The sequence below is a fragment of the Tissierellales bacterium genome (genome assembly GCA_025210965.1).
Taxonomy (GTDB): Bacteria; Bacillota; Clostridia; order Tissierellales; family JAOAQY01; genus JAOAQY01.
On the sequence record JAOAQY010000038.1, the window covers coordinates 1 to 18,572 of the forward strand.

The following is an 18,572-nucleotide window of genomic DNA, read 5'->3' on the forward strand; positions in this document are numbered from 1 at the left end:
TGCTCAATCCAAGCTTCAAAAGTATTTTTTATTACATATAAATCTAACCATTTTATAAAACCTGTAACTTCAGCATAATATATAAATTCAGTTGGCAAAACTATACCGTATTTAGGATGCTCCCACCGTACTAGTACTTCTATACCCTCTACTTTTTTAGATATTATATTTACTATGCTTTGAAAATATAACTTAAATTCATTATTTTCTACAGCTTTATTCAAATCTTTTTTTATATCCAATATTCTAATATGATCATCTTTCCACTGAGCTACATGTATACTATGATAATCATCTGGACCAAAATCTTCTAGTGTTTTCTTTGTAACATCAATCATGTAGTCAGAAAATAAACCTCCATTAGATATTGCTATTCTATAATCAAAGTTTTCCTTTTCTCTATCTGTATTTATAAAGCTCTTTAAAAACACCAATAATTCACATAGTAAGTTCGTAGAATAAATTATACATCCACCATCTTGCCATTCTTTAATTCCAACTATGTCAAAATCATTCATTTTTTCTACAAACAATTTTTGTTCAAAGTCTTTATCTCTTTCTGATAATTTATCTTTTCTCTTTGTAACCCATTGGATATAGCACAAATGACCCAAATCTAGTTTATAGTATTTTTTTACACTATCTATGAAATTTTCAGAAGGATTTAATCTAGCAATATCACATATATGCTCTTTCGTTATATTGAGTAGTCTATATGTCCTACTCACACTTCTAAACAGCACACTACGCACTCTAACGATTACTCTTTTAGACTCTTTTACTTTAAGTTTTAAATAGAAATTTTGTCCATCATCCATTAATTTATCTTGATTTCTTAGCGCAAAAATATTTTTAGTCAAGCAACCTTTTAGTTCGGCTTTAGTTCTCTCGGTCAACTCCTCAAAAGCCTCATTAAAGTAAAGCACCGAACTATCTGATACTCTATCACCTTCAATCAAACAAACAGGCTCACTTGATGCGTCAAAAAAGTAATTCATATCAAATAAATTTTTTACACTATCTCCGATTAACGGTTCTATAACACAAAAAATATACGATATTCCAAGACATTCTATTGGGTATGCTTTCACTTCAACTTCAAACTTCATACCTTTTTTATTTTTATGCACGAATTTAAAATATCTCCGTCCTTCTGCCCTTGATAACCTCATTTCCCTATAAATTTCATCTTCACTATATGTATTTATATCTGCAATATTCATCTTGGCTAATTCATCTTGACTATAACCGTAAAACTCTGATGCTCTCTTATTTGCTACGACTATATCATGTGTCTTTTCGTCAATAAGTAATATTATACTCGGATGGTTCCAAACAAAAGTTTTATAGCTTTCATCATACTCAACTCTATCAAATATTTGCCCTTTCATGTAATCCCCTCCGCCTTAAAATCATGGTTTATAATTATTTACCCATTTACCAATTTTTCAAATATTAATACTAAAAAAAGGATAGCTATATAATAACTATCCTAAGTTCTCAATATCAATTTTCATATGGCAAACTAACAATAAATTTAGTCCCTTTTCCTAATTCACTCTGAACATCTATCTTTCCATTAAACGCTATGACTATATGCTTTACTATGGAAAGACCAAGTCCCGTGCCTCCAGCATTTCTACTTCTCGCCTTATCAGCTCTATAAAATCTCTCGAAGATCCTATCAATATGTTCCTCCGATATTCCAATTCCTGTATCCACTATCTCCAGTATTAAATGCTTATCATCTTTCCTAACATCGACTTTTATATCACCATTCTCTGGAGTATATTTTATAGCATTATCTATCAGATTTACGGTTATTTGCTTAAACCAATTTGGATCACCTTTTAGTTCTGGTAAATCTGCTTCAATATCTAAATTTACATTTACGGGTTTTTCTTTAGCCGACATCTCTAGTATTTCAACAGCTTCCCTAACTATTTCTGCTACAAATATTTTATTTCCCTCCATATTTGCATTTTGCGCTTCTATCTCCGATAAACTGAGCAAATCTTTTGTGAGAGCTATAATTCGTGCAGCTTCAACATCTATTATATTTATAAATTTTTCTCTCATAGATGGATTCTCCATAGCTCCATTTTTAAGAGTCTCTGCAAAACCTTTTATTGAAGTAAGTGGTGTTTTTAATTCATGTGAAACATTTGCCACAAAATCTTGTCTCATTCGCTCTAGATGCCTTACTTCTGTAACATCTTCAAACATCAATAGTACTCCTAAAACCTTTTCAGTTTCTACCTCAGAATACATAGGTCTTATAAATAATTTATAAATTCTATTATTCTCAAACCTAATTTCATCTTCTATACTATCATTTTTATGCATCAAAACTCTAGCTATATACTCTTCTATTTTATAATTGTGTATTGCCTCTAATATATTTTTATCATCAACTTCTTCTTCGCGTATATTGAAAAGTTTTTCGGCAGCTTTGTTTAGGAAAATTATCTTTTTTTCCCTATCAACCGCTATAACGCCATTTTTCATACTCTCTAATATTACATCCATTTCTTTATTATTGGTTTTAAGCTCCATCATCTTGTCTCTAAGTGTTTCGCTCATTATGTTAAAATGTGTTGCCAATGCAGATAACTCATCTTTTCTATTAAAATATAATTTTTTCTCATAATTTCCCGCTGAAATATCCTTTGTCGCTCCAATTAAATCATTTACAGGTCTAACTATAGACTTTGCATAAAAATATCCCACTATTATTGAAAGTAATGTTCCAACTAATGCTCCTAAAAGCAAGTAGTAAAACAATTGAGCTGTATAATTGTCTATATCTGTAAGAGGCATAGATACTCTAATTATAGATATATTTTCGTTTAATCTATGCGGCATAGCAACGTATAGCATATCTTTATCAAGAGTTGCACTGTGACGCTTAGATATACCTAATTCCCCTTCAAACGCAGTTTTTATTTCTTCTCTATATCTATGATTATCTAATTCACTTGCTATAGCATCTGTATCTCCTATTACATTTCCCATTATATCTATTAGTGTTATCCTCAAATCTGATTTATCTCCAAGTTTCGCAGTAAGCTCATTTAAAGTTTGAGTATCAACTCTTTCAAAATAATTAAGGCTCTCCGATATCAATATATTGTAATCTATCAATTCTTCTGTGACATTCTTCATATATTGATTTTGTATGAGTTTTGATGCTATACTGCCAGAAATAATAGAACTCATGAGTATTACCAATATAAAACCTATTATGATTTTTCTCTTCATTTTTGCCCCCTATTTCAATTTGTATCCAACGCCTCTCACAGTCTCTATCATAACATTTTCTTTATTTTCACCTAATTTTTTTCTCAAATGTCTAATGTGAACGTCTACAGTTCTAGTTTCTCCGAAGTAATCATATCCCCAAATTTTATCCAAAAGTTCATCTCTAGTAAGTACTTTACCCCTATTTTCAAATAAAAGCTTTAAAAGTTCAAATTCTTTATAAGTCAACTCTATCTTACTACCGTCTTTGAACACTTCATGCTTTTCAATATCCAATTCTATTCCATAAGCTTTGTAATATTTTTCCGCACTTTGATCATCAACTCTTCGGCTTCTTCTAAGCATTGCCTTTACCCTAGCCAAAAGCTCTCTTACTCCAAATGGCTTTGTTATATAGTCATCAGCTCCTATTTCAAGGCCCAAAACTTTATCTATTTCTTCGCCTTTAGCTGTAATCATTATTATTGGTATATTTTTAGTTTTTTCGCTAGATCTTATTCTCCTACAAACTTCTATTCCATCTATTCCCGGAAGCATCAAATCTAGCAATATTAAATCTGGAAAGTCATCCTCAACTTTTCCAAGGGCTTCTCTTCCATCGTAAGCAGTGCTAACTTCATGGCCTTCATTTTCTAAATTAAATTGAATGAGCTCTACAATATGTTCCGCATCATCAACTACCAATATCTTACTCATCATATCCCTCCTTAAATTTCTACTCCTTTACTCCATTATATCAAAAGGGTTCGTTTAAGGGCTAATTACCTGATAATTTTCTTTGAAGTTTCTTTCCTAAAATTCTAGAAAGAATATTAAATAAAAGTACGCCTACAACCAAAACCAAAGAGGCCGAAGCTACTATCTGCATAGAATCAGGTGCAAGCCCTTCAGCGTTTACTTTCCAAATATGGACAGCAAGAGTTTCGGCTGGCCTAAATGGATTAAGCGCATTTTGAACGTTAAGTGGCGGTGCACTCATCCCTGCAGTATACATAAGCGCCGCCGCTTCCCCAAAAACTCTACCAGCTGCTAATATTATACCTGTTGTAATACTAGGTAGCGCAATTGGAAGCATCACATAAATTATTGTATCAAAATGCGTAACTCCCATAGCCAAACTTGCTTCTTTTTGATTTCTTGGAACGGTTTGAAGTGCTTGTTCTGTAATTCTAATCATAAGTGGCAAATTAAATATTGTAAGTGCTATTGCTCCAGAAATTATAGAGAAACCTAATCCTAGTTTTTGGACTAAAATAAGCAATCCAAATAGTCCAACAACTATAGATGGAAGAGATGACAATACTTCTATCACAAGCCTTGCAAAATTAGTAAATAAATTATCTTTTGCGAATTCAGACATGTATATTCCACCCCCTACACCAATCGGTATAGTTATAAGCATAGTCAAAAATAGTAAGTAGAAAGAATTAAATAATTGTGGTCCTATTCCTCCACCTGCCCTCATATTTTCAGACTCAGAAGTCAAGAAGTCAAGCGATATTCCTCCAATTCCTTTAATAAATATAAAAGCTAGTATACTTCCAAGTATTATAGTTATAAGTGCTGCTATGGTATAAAATACTCCTGTTGCTATTTTATCTTGCGTTTGTACTCTCATTATAAAGATCTTCTCCTTCCAAGTATACGAATTACACCTATAAATACAAAACTCATAATCAAAAGTATGAGTGCCATTGACCATAGTGCTTCATTGTAAGCTGAACCTGCAATCGTATTACCCATCTCTAGTGTTATTATACTCGTAAGAGTACTAGATGCATCTAATATACTTTTTGGCATCCTAAGAACATTTCCAATAACCATTTGAACTGCTAGCGCTTCTCCAAACGCTCTAGCCATTCCAAGAATAACACCTGTGAGAACATTTGGAAGCGCTGCGGGTATCACAACATTTTTTATAGTTTGCCACCTAGTAGTCCCAAGTGCATAAGAGGCCAACCTCAAATCTTTCGGTATCGCTACTAATGAATCATATGCCACACTTGTTATAGTTGGAAGTATCATTATCGCCAATACTATCATTCCTGCTAGGAGTGAAAAACCAAGACCTGAAAAATATTTTCTAATAAACGGCACTACTAAAGATAACCCTACGTATCCATATACAACCGAAGGAATACCTACTAGAAGTTCTATAACTGGTTGTAAGAATTTTCGTCCGTACTTTGGATTTATCTCAGCCATAAACACCGCAGCTCCAAGACTAAGTGGTGTACTTATAAGTACTGCTAAAAATGTTACGGCAAATGAACCAAAAATAAAAGCACCTGCACCAAAACTAGATACACCTTCATAACTTTCGGGATCCCAAGTTGTTCCAAATAAAAACTCTCTAATGTCAACACCATGAACAAAAAACGTTCTAAGCCCCTTAGATGCTATGAAATAAGTAAGTGCTCCAACTGCCAATATGCCAAACAATATACATATATATGTATACAACCCAGCTAAATTTGATTTTTGTTTATTTGAGATTAAATTCTTCAATTTTTTAACTCTCCTTTTACTATAAATTCTCTATAATTTAAACAAAACATAAGCCATATATCTAAGAATAAACCTTAAATCCATCGCACATGCTTTGTTTGGGAGGACACCGAGCAGTAATTACTGCTCAGTATCTTTAAAAATTAACCTGTGGGGGTTAACATGTTATAGCTAAATTTATTTTTCTGTTATATTACCATTTACATCTCTTTGTACTCTCATTTTACTAACTGGAATATATCCCATCTCTGGAATTATCGTATCCTGAACTGCTGAAGACATCATATAATCTAAAAATGCTTTTGCAAGCCCTTGTGGATCTCCTTTAGTATAACTATGCTCATACGCCCATACCTTATAATCTCCAGTGTAAATATTTTCAGCCTTTGGCTCTACACCATCTATGCTGAGTGGTACAACGCTATCATCAAAATATGAAAATGCTAAATACCCAATAGTTCCTGGTGTTTGTCCCACTATTTTCTTTACATTTCCTGAAGATTCTTCAGTAATACCTTCTGCCTCTTCATTTCCATTTAAAGCATATTTCAAAAAAGTTGCCCTTGTGCCAGAGCTCTTTGGTCTATTTACCAATGTAATCTCTAAGTCATTGCCACCTATTTCTTTCCAATTTTTGATTTGACCTGTAAATATAGCAATCAGCTGATCTTCTGTAACATTCTCCACTCCAGTTTCCGGATTAACTACTGCTCCCATACCAACTACACAAATTTGATGATCTATTAGTCCTTCAGGATCAATTCCCTTTTTCTCTTCTGCAAATACATCTGAATTTCCAATATCCGCTCCACCTGAACTAACTTGGCTAAGACCTGTACCACTTCCTCCACCTTGTACTTGAATCTGAGCTTTAGAGTTTTCTTTCATAAACATCTTTGCGGCTTCATCTACTAATGGTTGCATCGCACTCGATCCAAGAGCCACTATTGATCCCTCTACACCAGTATTCTTTGCCTCTGTATTTACTTCGGCATTAGCTGTCTCTGTTTTTACATTTTCCTTCGCTCCACACCCTGACAATGTTATTACCCCTAATAATGCTATACTTGTAAGTAAAGCTATACCTTTTTTCATATTCATTGCTTGTGTTCCTCCTTAAAATTTGCATTTCATTTAACTTACAAATTCATTTTAAATCTTTCATATAAAATCTGTATTATGCGAATGTTAACTTTATGTTAAACTAGATTTTTTTATTTAGCTTTTATTTAAATTTGAATTTAATTTAGCTTTTATTTGATTCTATTTGATTTTTGTTTATTGATATTTCTATTTAGTATTGAACTCGCTCTCCACTTACCATGTAAATTATTCTTTCGCAAATATTTGTATTGTGATCTGCTATTCTCTCTAAATATCTTCCGATTAACAATAATTCTATAATCTGTTTTTTTTCTGATTGTTTCGTTATCAATATACTCAAAAGTTCCTCGTACATTTTTTCATATATACCATCTATTTCATCATCTTTCTTTGCAACTGCCTTAGCCATTTCCATATCTTCATTTACAAAACTATCTAAGCTATCATGTATCATCATCTGAACATTTTTTGTCATTTGAGGCAAATTAACCAGTGGTTTAACAAATTCTTTCTCGTCCATCCCTATCACTATTTCTGCTATATCCTCTACATAATCTCCCATTCGCTCTAAATCAGTAATTATCTTTAGTGTAGATGTTATTCTTCTAAGATCTTTTGCTACTGGTTGGTAAAGAGCTATAAGCTCTACACATTTTTGTTCTATCTTATCTTCTAAATCATCAACTTTATCATCTAATTCAATAATCTCTCTCGCTAATTCATGATTCTTATCTTTAAGTGCTAAAATAGATTTTCCAACCATATCTTCAACTATCACTCCCATTTTTACCAAATGAGTATGGAGCACCTCTAGTTCTGCATTAAATTGTTCTCTCATCCAAATTCTCCTCTCTAATCAAAACTCTTCTATACTAACCAAATCTTCCTGTTATATAATCCTCTGTTCTAGTATCTTGTGGAGTCGAAAATATTTTAGCTGTTTCTCCCATCTCTATTAGTTCTCCCATGAGAAAAAAGGCTGTCTGATCTGAAATTCTAGCTGCTTGCTGCATAGAATGTGTAACTATAGCTATTGTGTACTTCTGTTTTAACTCATTTATAAGCTCTTCTATTTTCAATGTCGCAATGGGATCTAAAGCTGATGTTGGCTCATCCATTAATAAAACTTCCGGCTCCATGGCAATAGCTCTAGCTATACACAATCTCTGCTGTTGCCCTCCTGAAAGACCTAATGCTGATTTATCAAGTCTATCCTTTACTTCATCCCATAGTGCTACCGACTTTAAACTAGTTTCAACTATTTCATCTAATTTTCTCTTATCTTTTACACCATGTCTTTTCGGACCATATATCACATTATTATAAATTGATTTTGGAAATGGATTGGGACTTTGGAAAACCATTCCAATTCGCTTTCTTAAATCAACTACATCTCTCTCTGCTGAATATAAATCTTTTCCGTCAAAAATAATACGGCCCTCATGTCTAGTCCCATCAATCAAGTCATTCATTCGATTCAAAGTTCTCAAAAAAGTACTTTTTCCACACCCAGACGGACCAATCATCGCTGTAACTTGATTCTCAAAAATATCCATATTGATACTTTTTAAGGCTTGAAATTTATCATAATAAAAATTCAAATCCTCAACTACAATTTTCTTATTCATAACAAATTCTCCTTTTAAACATATCTTGTAGAACTCAAAATTTTCATCGTCATCAACACCTTTATTGTATAAAAAAAAAGTCTTCACTTGTTTTTAACTAAGTAAAGACTAGGTTAATTATAGGTTAACTTTTTTGACATTATGTATAAGTTAATTCTTTTTAAAACACAATATTTACTTGTTTTTTTTATGTATTAGGCGTATGATTAATGTAGATAGGTTTATTTAATTTTTAAGGTAGGTGATTATGTGAATTTAAAATCATTAAAAAAATCTAACATTAGTATACATATCGAAAAAGGAGATGCTCTGTTTGCCTTAGGCAAAGAGTTTTCTATTGCTCACAAACCAGTTGAAGCTACTAAATACATACAAAAAGCACTTGAATACTATGAGCTGTCTGAAGAGCAAGCTCTTGTAGCAAAAACCTCTATCGAATTATCAAAATTATATATGCTTAAACGTGACTTTGACAAAGCAAAAATATTTGCGACTAAAGCAAGATTTTTATACCAAACTTTAGGAGATTCACATGGTTGTTGTTCTGTTTTAAATTTACTTGGCACCATATATAGAAAAAAAATAAATTTTTCAAAATCTCTATTTTATACCTTAGAAGCTAAAAATGTATCAGAAAAACTAAATTATAGGGATTTATTGCCATATATATACGATAATTTAGGTAAAACTTATAGAAAAATTGAAAAATACAATGAGTCTCTGTCTTTTCATCAAAAAGCACTAAAACTATATGACAGGTATGATATCGATGACAAGGTGTTGGAAATATCAATTTTTTCAAATATAGGTAGTTGCTATTTTGAGCTGAAAGACTCTCTGAGTTCAGTGTCTTACTACGAAGCGTCTCTTTCTATTGCAAGTACTCTTGATTCTGACGTAAATCTTGCTGATGTTTATAAGAAACTTTCGCGCGTTTATTTAGCTCTTGCAGACTATGATACGGCTATATTGTATTTAGAGCAAGCTCTATCTATTTACCTTGACTACTCGGATAATAAAGGCTTGGCGAGTACTTATTTAGATTTAGGATACGCTCTTCTAAAAAAATCTCAAACAGAAGCATCTATTAAATACTTAAAAATAGCACTTGACCTCGCGATTGAACTTTCACTTAAAGACCATATGATAATGTGCTATCAATACTTATCTGAACTATATGAAACTATAGGCAATTTTGAAGTTGCTCTTGAATTTTACAAAGAATATTCAAATCTCAAAAACATAATGCTAAACGAACAAAATAGCGAATATCTTTCAAAACTTTATGCTCAAAATCAAATTGATACTATGGAAAAAGAAAAAGAAATATATAGATTGAAAAATATAGAGCTTGCAAAGGCTCATCAGGACTTAAAACATGCTTATGAACAGCTAGAATTTATGGCAAATAAAGACCCCTTAACAGGCTTACTGAATAGACGAGCTATGATGGAGCGAATTGGACTTGAAAAAAACCGATCAAAGCGCATAGGTACGAGTCTGTCCATCATATTAGCTGATATTGATTATTTTAAAAAGATAAATGATTATTATGGGCATGATGTAGGTGATGAAGTTTTAGTTGATTTATCTAAATTATTTAAATCAACTCTCAGAGCGACTGATGCTATTTGTCGTTGGGGTGGTGAAGAATTCTTAATACTTCTTCCAGACACTACTATTGAAGAAGCTATTATTGTAGCTGAAAAATTGAGATTGGAAGTTGCATCACACTCATTTAGAGATGCTCTTCCTGCTGGTAAGATAACTATGACAATGGGCGTTGCAGAATTTAAAGATCACTCTACAACTAAAAATTGGATTAAGATAGCCGATCAAGCCCTATATAGAGGAAAAAAAGACGGTAGAAATTGTGTCCGCTGTTTTGAATAATCCTGTCCATTTTTTCAATTAAAACAATTGTAATTGCAAATTTTTAATTTAATATTCTTTTGAAATTTAAAAATAGTTAGTTCTCAAATGAGAACTAACTATTTTTTTAATGTGAAAATCTAATTTTAAATTTAGATGGCATAGCTTCATGTTCTTCCAATACTTGAGCATATACCGATTCTACTTTTTTACCAAAGTACTCTGCTGACATAGGTTCTATCATTTCATGAGCATTTTCAATAAGTCTGCTGCTCAAATCTCTATTGTTTAATAATTCAATAAGAACCTCTGCTAATTCTCCGTCTTCTCTAAAAAATTTGCCATTGATTCCGTCTTTCATTATTCCATCTAAATTGGTATCGTATTTTGCAACCACTGGTAAATTAGCTGCCATAGCCTCTGTAAATGTAAGCCCCTGAGTTTCTGATGTAGATGCACTTACAAATACATCTCCCATTTGATAATATCTCCCAATTTCTTCCCACGGTTTTTCACCAGTAAATAATACTCTATCTTCTAACTTCATTTTTCTAGTAAGTTCCTTTAAGTTCTCAAGCTCTGGCCCTCCGCCAACTACTAAAAACTTAGCATTTGAACTTTTTTCTATAACTTGTGGCATAGATTTTATAATTGTATCTATGCTCTTCTCTTTTGCAATTCTACCTACGAATATTACAACTGCATCTTCATCTTTTAATCCGATCTCTTTTCTAGTTTCTTTTAACTTGACTTCTTCGTACATCTCTCTATTAAATGGTTCAAAGTCAATGCCAGTTGGAACTACGTGTATTTCTTTTTCCAGTCCGTAATTTTCAAGTGCTACTCTCACCTTATCAGTTGGAACTATAACTCCATCCACCTTGTTACAAATCATTTTAGATGCCTTTTTTGCCCATTCTTTAGCATATTTATTTATGTGTTTTCCAGCAACATAATGAGTATAATCTTCATACATAGTATGATAAGTGTGTACTAATGGAATATTTAACGTTTTTGCGACTATTCTAGCAAAAATTCCAATTGAAAACTCCGTTTGTGTGTGAATTATATCTAAATTCAAAGCCTTTATTTGCTTCATAATTTTTCTCGAATAAATTGACCCTACACGGAAATTAGGTAATTTCCAAAATGGAATACTAGGTAGTCTAAGTACTCCTGGAAGATCTCTTCCCTTAACTTTAGGATCTGCAACAGTAACAATTGTTACATTATGACCAAGTTTTTCAAGTTCTTTCTTTAATAATCTCGTTGAAGTAACAACACCATTGATTTGCGGATAATACGCATCCGAAAAAATACCTATATTCATAAAACTCTTCCTTTCTTTTTCTATTTGATTTCTTAAGACGCTAATTCTTTATGACTAAAATCGGTCATCATCATCCATATTCCACCGAACAATATCCATAGATAATAAGTGATTAATCTCCAAAGTACCATAGCTGTTAGTGCATAATTCCCTATAAAAAATAATCCGAGCATCATATGAAATCCACCTTCTGCGCCACCTGTTCCTCCAGGAATAGGTATAAAGGATGTAATCATAAGCACAAATGCTGTTGCTGAAAGCATGTTCATAAGATTTGCTCCTGACAATCCAAAACTTCTATATATAAAATATGGGACTATAAAAAACATAGTCAATTGAATAACTGTAAGTACTACAGTATTTAAAAACAATAGTTTATTTTGCTTTAACAAAACTACATTATCATGAAACTCCTCAACATGTTTGTTAAAACCTGCAATAGTTTTTTCAGGGTTTTTAATTAAGTGAATCCTATGACCAAAACCTATGACCTTTTTAGCAATCCCCTTATTTGTTCTTTTCGAATGCGAAAAGAATATAAGTGTTCCAATAACCACTGCGTTTACTCCAAATCCTAATATAACTAGGAAAAATAAATTACTTATGTTTTCAATAAAAAATGATGATTTGAATAACAATAATATAAGTGCATATACAACTAATGTTCCTTGATATATTATAAATTTGCTCATAAGTGCTGACGAGCCTTTTCCAACTGGAACTTTTTGCTTTGTCAAAAGATAAAGCTGCATAGGTTGACCACCTGAGGCAAATGGTGTTATTCCACTAAAGAACTGACCAATTATGGTTATTTTAAATGCCTCAAAATACGTTTGGTGCCCGCCCATTGACCTTATCATATTATTGACCATCTTAGCTTCTAGTATCCAATATGTTATTGATGCTCCAAGTGCTGCCAATAACCAATTTTTATTGATGCTTCCCATATGTTCCATAACAGTATTGATTTTACCAGTACTTACCAAGTAAAAACTAAATGCCGCTATAACTCCTACTACAAATAAAATTCCCCACTTATTATTCTTCATTTCCTCTCACGACCTTTTCTTCATAAACCTTGTCATAAAATTCTTGCCATTGTTTCAATACGTGATCTCTCGAATAAAATCTTGCACCTTTTTTTGATAATTCTCTAGCTGTTTCATAAGCTTCGTCTTTAGCTTTTATAGACTCTATTATCTTTATAAATTCGCCATTATCCTTCCCTCTTAGATAATAATCTCTAAGGATGTCCTTATATATATCTATGTCTCTTAGAAGCATTGGTTTAGCACAATTCATTGTCTCTAATATAGACATTGGGAATAGCTCATTGTACGATGGCATGAATAGAAGATCTGACATATTGTAAATAGAATTCATATCTTCTCTATCCACTATTCCTATAAACTTAACATTTTCTGGTGGATTATCTACTACTTTTTTAAGTTCTTCATATCCGTCAGTTATCTTGCCAAACGAAAAACCTCCAGCCCATACAAATTGTACATCAGGCATTTTTTCTGCTATTTCTATAAAATCTAGAACGCCCTTTCTTGTCTGAACTTGACCTACACCAAGTACTACAAAAGAGTTTTCATCTATTTCGTATCTACGTCTTATAGCATTTACTTCTTCTTGCTTCATTGGATAAAATTGCTCTTCTGATACAAAATTCGGTATATAAAATATTTTTGATTTGTCAATACCATATGCGGCAAGTCTTTCTATAAAATATGGGTTAACTGTAACTAGATAATCCATTTTTTTGTAAAAAGATATTATGTACTTGTAAAATATGTCTTTAGCACCCACTGGCAATTTTAAACTTCCATCAACTGTTTCTGGTAAAAAATGTACATAGCCTACATTTGCTCTATGTTTGCTTCCAAACAAACTGTGAAAATAGTGTTTCAAATCTATAGTATGGTAATGCGCTATTTCTGAATTACCTTTTTGATTTACTACTACTTCATAGTCGTTATCTAACCCATTTTTTACTAAACTCACTTGCTCTAAATATGCAGATCCAACGCCTTGTCCTTTTACTTTATCTGCTGACGACAACATATTAATGGTTCTCATCTCAATCCCTCCAAAATTATATATATGAATTCAACTAATTTATCTCAAAGTTAAAGGGGAGATTCTAAATAAATTTTGAACTCCCCATCTCCGTCATCTTACAATAATAGTTTAAATAATTAGTATGAATCCTTCCTTATGAAAAAATTAAAATTAGATTAAAACCGTAAATTTTGTTCCTTTACCTAATTCACTCTCCACTTTTATTTCCCCTTTATGCTCGTCGATTATACTTTTAGCTATAGAAAGACCTAGGCCCGTTCCACCCATTTCCTTACTTCTAGACTCCTCGGCTCTAAAAAATCTATTAAATACCTTATTACAGTCCTCTTCACTCATTCCTATCCCAGTATCTTCTACGGTAACACACCCTTTGGCCTTGTATCTATAAAGACTAATCTTTATCTGCCCACCGTCTAATGTGTATTTTCTAGCATTATCTACAAGTATTCTTATCAATTGCTTTATAGCTACTGAATTTCCATAAACCCTAGAATCCTCAATATGCTCTAATACCAATTCATGAGTTTCATCCACTAATTCCGTCTCTTCGTATACTTCTTTTACTATTTTCTCCAAATCGATTTCTTCCATCTCTAGTGGATTTAATCCACTATCACGCCTAGTTAGGTAGAGTAGCTGTTCTATAAGTCTCGTCATGCTAGATATTTCTCCTTGTATCGATTCAACTGACTCTAATAATAGTTCTTCATCCTTATTTCCATAAATAGCTAATAAGTCAACATAACCTTGTATTACTGCAAGCGGCGTTCTAAGCTCATGAGATGCATCTGAGGCAAATCTTTGTTGCTGATTTATATGAGTGTCTATTCTATCTAGCATATCATTAAACGTATTTGCAAGTGCTTTTATTTCATCATCTGGTCCACCTATTTTTATCCGTTCTTTAAGATTTTCAGCAGTTATATTTTGAGCCATTTTTGTAACTTTTTCAACTGGCTTTAACATCCTAGAACTCAAAAAATTTCCTATTATAAGTGAAAATATAACTCCAAGTATATTGACTATCACTAGCAATAGAATCAATACCCTAGTAAATTTAGAATACTCTTTCATGTTTTTAATAACTTGAATATAGTATGTCCCATCATCAGTGTCAATCTTTCCATTTTGATACAATACGTAGCTATTTAAGCTCTGTATTGAAAGTACAACATTAAATTCATCTGTTATGTCATAGTAAGGCGTTTTATACCCTGTGTCTAATATAGTCCTATCATCTTTGTATATCTTTACTACAACACCACTGTTTAATTGAATATCATCAAACATATCCCAATCTAAATTGTTGCCTTCAAGTCCATAATTTTTTATAGAATCGTAAGTTTTCGAAATTTGATTTTGAGCTTGATTTATAAATACAAAGTTCAAACCTACTATCATAGTTATACTAACAATTACAAGTATAGCAATAAGTAAAATAGAATAAAATGCAGTTAATTTAGTTGATATAGACATATTTTTGCGAATTATTTCACGCAATATCCTACCCCCCTAATCGTATGAATAATCTTTACACCGTACTTGTCATCTATCTTCTTTCTCAAATGTCTTATATATACATCTACAACATTCGTATCTCCAAGATAGTCATATCCCCATACAAGCTCTACTATCCGATCTCTACTTAATACCATGGGGGAATTAGCCATCAATGTCTTCAATAGCTCAAATTCTTTTGCCGTTAGCTCTACACTCTCATCATTAAAACTAACCTCATAAGTCTTTGTATTTAGCTTTACTCCATGAATTTCATGTGACGATGCTTCTTTCTCTTCTTTTACCGTATGTCTCATCACATTTCTGATTCGAGCATATAGTTCTGGAATGGCAAATGGTTTTGTTATATAGTCATTTGCACCTAAATCAAGCCCCATAACCTTATCCATTGTTTGATCTCTAGCCGAAACTATTATGATTGGTACATCAGAATCCTTCCTGACTTTTCTACATATTTCCATTCCATTCATTCCCGGTAACATAACATCTAATAATATTAAATCAAATGTTTCTGCCAATATTCTTTCATAACCAGCCATACCATCATGCTCAATTTCAACAATATATCCTTCATGTTCTAACGCTAATTTGACAACTCTAGCAATTTTTTTTTCGTCTTCAACTACTAAAATTTTCTGCATATCCTCACTCCACTCTATATCTTTATACTATCTATTTACCCATTTCTTTTATCATACAGTATTTCTGAGCAATTTTCATTAAATGAAGATGAAAATTGTAATTTTCGTTCATAATAAATTTACATTTGAGCTACAATAATTGAAAAATACGATAATATAATCTTATACACCTTCCATTTACTCCTGTTTATTTGTTATAATATTGTTATTATATTTAAGAAGTTTTTTTAATCTTCTTTAGAAATGGAGGGTTTTTATGGGACGTACAAAAATGTCAGAAGAACAATTTATGGAAAATAGAAAAAGCATTTTGAACGCTGCATTGAATATTCTTGTAGAAAAGGGGATTGATGATGTAAGTGCTAGAAAAGTTGCAACTGCACTAAATATGACAGCTACAAATATATATAATTATTACGAAAACAAGGATGAGTTGCTATTTGCAATGCAAAATTACGGATTTGAAATGTTATACAATCTACTCGAAGAATCACATCAGCCATCTCAAACTCCCCTTGAAAATATCAGAAATTTTATAAACACATACCTATCATTCGCAATTGACCATTCTAAAATCTATGCACTTATGTTTGGAGATTACTTTCAAAAATATCATCAATTTGCGTCTAAATCAAATCACTTTAAAAGTTACTTCATAGATTATACTACCAATAAATTAAAATTCCCTGAAACTACTTTTAATACAATTGACCAAGCTAAAAAGAATAATCCTAGGATAGCAAATGATGATACAAATAAACTTATCCTAAAATTATTTTCTGCAGCACATGGCTTCATTGTTCTATACAATAATGGAGTTTTAAGTTCTATTGTGCCAAATGAGATAGAATTTCTAAAGGAAAATGTTGATTACTTAATTAAACCATTTGAACACTACGAATCAGCGTAAAATCTAATTTAAAATCACTTTCAAATTTCGCATATTAAAGAAATAAAAAAGCTATCAGATATAATCTGATAGCTTTTTTTTATTTCTAATCTTAAATTTTCAATAAACCAATACCATTTAAGAATACTATAGCAATACCAATTGGTGCAATGATTTTTGTAACAATCATAAAGAAACCAAAATAAGGTATTTCGTACTTTCCTCCACTTGAAAGTTCGTCTTTTACCTTTTGAGGTGATAAGACCCAACCTACAAATAGTGAAATAAATAATCCACCAAGTGGTAACAATAAATTCGCTGTTATCCAGTCAAATAAATCAAAGAAATTAAGTCCAAATATCTTTACTTCTGCAAACGGTCCCTGAGCCAATGAAGTCAATGTGCCAATCAAAGTAATAGATACAGTTGCGATAATTGTCGCTTTCTTTCTAGAAATATTAAGATCCTCTGTAAAGTATGCAACAACAACTTCAAGGATAGAAATCGCCGAAGTAAGCGCTGCTACAGCAAGTAGTACAAAGAATAGAATACTAAAGAAATATCCACCAGGCATTTGCTGGAATACGTTAGGTAATGTAACAAAAACAAGACCTGGACCTGCATTTGTTGGAATACCAAATGCAAATACTGCTGGGAATATAGCCACACCAGCCATAACCGCAATAAGTGTATCCATAACACTTACTTGTACTGCTGTAGTCGCTAGATTTTCTTTCTTTCCAATGTAAGAACCATAAGTCATCATAGTACCCATACCTAAACTAAGTGAGAAGAACGCATGTCCAAGTGCTGACAGTATTGCCTCTCCATTTAACTTGCTAAAGTCTGGCTTGAATAAGAATTCGATACCTTCCATAGCTCCCGGTAATGTAACGGCTCTGATATCTAATATAACAATAATAACTAATAATAGCGGCATTAATATTTTCGAATACTTTTCAATTCCATCTTTAACTCCTGAAATAACTACAAATCCTACTATAAACATAAACACAGCTTGCCAGATAAGTGGCTGTACTGCCTGAGAAATACTAGAATTAAATAATTGTCCAATTCCATCAGGTGTTAATCCCGCGAATGCATTCGCACCTGCTTTAAATATATAGCTAAGTGTCCAACCTGCAACAACTCCATAATAAGACAAAATCAAAAATGCTGCTGCTACACCCATCCAACCAACTAATTGCCACGGTGTATTAGGCTTTAATTCCTTAAAAGAACCAATTGCATTCTTCTGTGCCATACGACCAATCAAGAACTCAGCTAACATAACTCCAACACCTATAAGTGCAATAAAAATTAAATAAACTACTAAAAATGCTCCTCCACCAAAAATACCTGTAATATACGGGAATTTCCAAATGTTTCCAAGCCCGATTGCAGAACCTGCCGCTGCCATGATGATTCCAAGTTTACTACCAAAGGAATCTCTCTGTGCTACTCCTCCTACAGATTCTTGCCTTTTTAAATTGTTATCCATAACATTCCTCCTCTTTTTCTTTTAATATATTCCCCCTCGAGTGACTGCTCTAAGAATTTTTGCCGCAAAATTCTTAAAACCATATAAAATCTCTTTACTTATACTTTCAAGAGTTTTTAACAAATAATTTCTTAAAAGCTAGTTTTTAGTCACTAGTTTTAATCACTAGCTTTTTATAGCTCCCACTAACTTTGTTACAGAAATATCAATTGTTGCATTTCCGTAACATTTC

16 protein-coding genes are annotated in these 18,572 nt (G+C 32.2%); 2 read left to right on the top strand and 14 right to left on the bottom strand.

The window, feature by feature from the left end; all coding sequences use genetic code 11:
- From N4A40_02690 to pstB, 8 genes are all read right to left on the bottom strand, one after another.
- Positions 1 to 1,391: EAL domain-containing protein (locus N4A40_02690; protein ID MCT4660740.1), on the bottom strand; the 1,391-nt coding region annotated here is incomplete at its 3' end.
- A 115-nt stretch (positions 1,392 to 1,506) separates the two neighbouring features.
- Positions 1,507 to 3,261, bottom strand: coding sequence for an ATP-binding protein (locus N4A40_02695; GenBank protein MCT4660741.1), 1,755 nt, complete (start codon positions 3,259 to 3,261; stop codon positions 1,507 to 1,509).
- A 9-nt stretch (positions 3,262 to 3,270) separates the two neighbouring features.
- The gene (locus tag N4A40_02700) at positions 3,271 to 3,960 is read right to left on the bottom strand and encodes a response regulator transcription factor (GenBank protein ID MCT4660742.1); all 690 of its coding nucleotides are present in this window, start codon (positions 3,958 to 3,960) and stop codon (positions 3,271 to 3,273) included.
- Between the two features lie 58 nt (positions 3,961 to 4,018).
- Entirely contained in the window at positions 4,019 to 4,879 is an 861-nt protein-coding gene (pstA, locus tag N4A40_02705; protein MCT4660743.1) for a phosphate ABC transporter permease PstA, read from the bottom strand.
- Positions 4,879 to 5,769, bottom strand: coding sequence for a phosphate ABC transporter permease subunit PstC (gene pstC, locus N4A40_02710; GenBank protein MCT4660744.1), 891 nt, complete (start codon positions 5,767 to 5,769; stop codon positions 4,879 to 4,881). The genes pstA and pstC overlap by 1 nt, the downstream gene beginning before the upstream one ends.
- Positions 5,770 to 5,946: 177 nt before the next feature.
- Positions 5,947 to 6,870: a phosphate ABC transporter substrate-binding protein gene (locus tag N4A40_02715; GenBank protein ID MCT4660745.1), complete on the bottom strand. Its 924-nt coding sequence runs from the start codon at positions 6,868 to 6,870 to the stop codon at positions 5,947 to 5,949.
- A gap of 193 nt (positions 6,871 to 7,063) precedes the next feature.
- Positions 7,064 to 7,711, bottom strand: coding sequence for a phosphate signaling complex protein PhoU (phoU, locus tag N4A40_02720; protein ID MCT4660746.1), 648 nt, complete (start codon positions 7,709 to 7,711; stop codon positions 7,064 to 7,066).
- A gap of 34 nt (positions 7,712 to 7,745) precedes the next feature.
- On the bottom strand, positions 7,746 to 8,501 hold the full coding sequence (gene pstB, locus N4A40_02725) for a phosphate ABC transporter ATP-binding protein PstB (GenBank protein MCT4660747.1): 756 nt from the start codon (positions 8,499 to 8,501) through the stop codon (positions 7,746 to 7,748).
- Positions 8,502 to 8,750: 249 nt separating this feature from the next.
- Here pstB and N4A40_02730 point away from each other — a divergent pair, with 249 nt between their 5' ends.
- Positions 8,751 to 10,394: a diguanylate cyclase gene (locus N4A40_02730; protein ID MCT4660748.1), complete on the top strand. Its 1,644-nt coding sequence runs from the start codon at positions 8,751 to 8,753 to the stop codon at positions 10,392 to 10,394.
- Positions 10,395 to 10,500: 106 nt separating this feature from the next.
- On the opposite strand, the gene N4A40_02735 is transcribed toward N4A40_02730, so the two are convergent.
- From N4A40_02735 to N4A40_02755, 5 genes are all read right to left on the bottom strand, one after another.
- On the bottom strand, positions 10,501 to 11,703 hold the full coding sequence (locus tag N4A40_02735) for a glycosyltransferase family 4 protein (GenBank protein ID MCT4660749.1): 1,203 nt from the start codon (positions 11,701 to 11,703) through the stop codon (positions 10,501 to 10,503).
- Between the two features lie 32 nt (positions 11,704 to 11,735).
- Positions 11,736 to 12,752: a flippase-like domain-containing protein gene (locus tag N4A40_02740; protein MCT4660750.1), complete on the bottom strand. Its 1,017-nt coding sequence runs from the start codon at positions 12,750 to 12,752 to the stop codon at positions 11,736 to 11,738.
- On the bottom strand, positions 12,742 to 13,788 hold the full coding sequence (locus N4A40_02745; protein ID MCT4660751.1) for a glycosyltransferase family 4 protein: 1,047 nt from the start codon (positions 13,786 to 13,788) through the stop codon (positions 12,742 to 12,744). Before N4A40_02745 ends, N4A40_02740 begins: the two co-directional genes overlap by 11 nt.
- 153 nt (positions 13,789 to 13,941) lie before the next feature.
- Positions 13,942 to 15,291, bottom strand: a complete 1,350-nt coding sequence (locus N4A40_02750) for a HAMP domain-containing histidine kinase (GenBank protein ID MCT4660752.1) — start codon at positions 15,289 to 15,291, stop codon at positions 13,942 to 13,944.
- Entirely contained in the window at positions 15,279 to 15,950 is a 672-nt protein-coding gene (locus N4A40_02755) for a response regulator transcription factor (GenBank protein ID MCT4660753.1), read from the bottom strand. Before N4A40_02755 ends, N4A40_02750 begins: the two co-directional genes overlap by 13 nt.
- Before the next feature lie 256 nt (positions 15,951 to 16,206).
- Between N4A40_02755 and N4A40_02760 the strand changes: the two genes are divergently transcribed.
- Entirely contained in the window at positions 16,207 to 16,860 is a 654-nt protein-coding gene (locus tag N4A40_02760) for a TetR/AcrR family transcriptional regulator (GenBank protein ID MCT4660754.1), read from the top strand.
- Between the two features lie 91 nt (positions 16,861 to 16,951).
- Here N4A40_02760 and N4A40_02765 read toward each other — a convergent pair whose 3' ends face one another.
- Positions 16,952 to 18,340 carry a sodium-dependent transporter gene (locus N4A40_02765; GenBank protein MCT4660755.1) on the bottom strand — a complete coding sequence of 463 codons (1,389 nt, stop codon included), beginning with the start codon at positions 18,338 to 18,340 and terminating at the stop codon, positions 16,952 to 16,954.
- Positions 18,341 to 18,572: the final 232 nt, after the last annotated feature.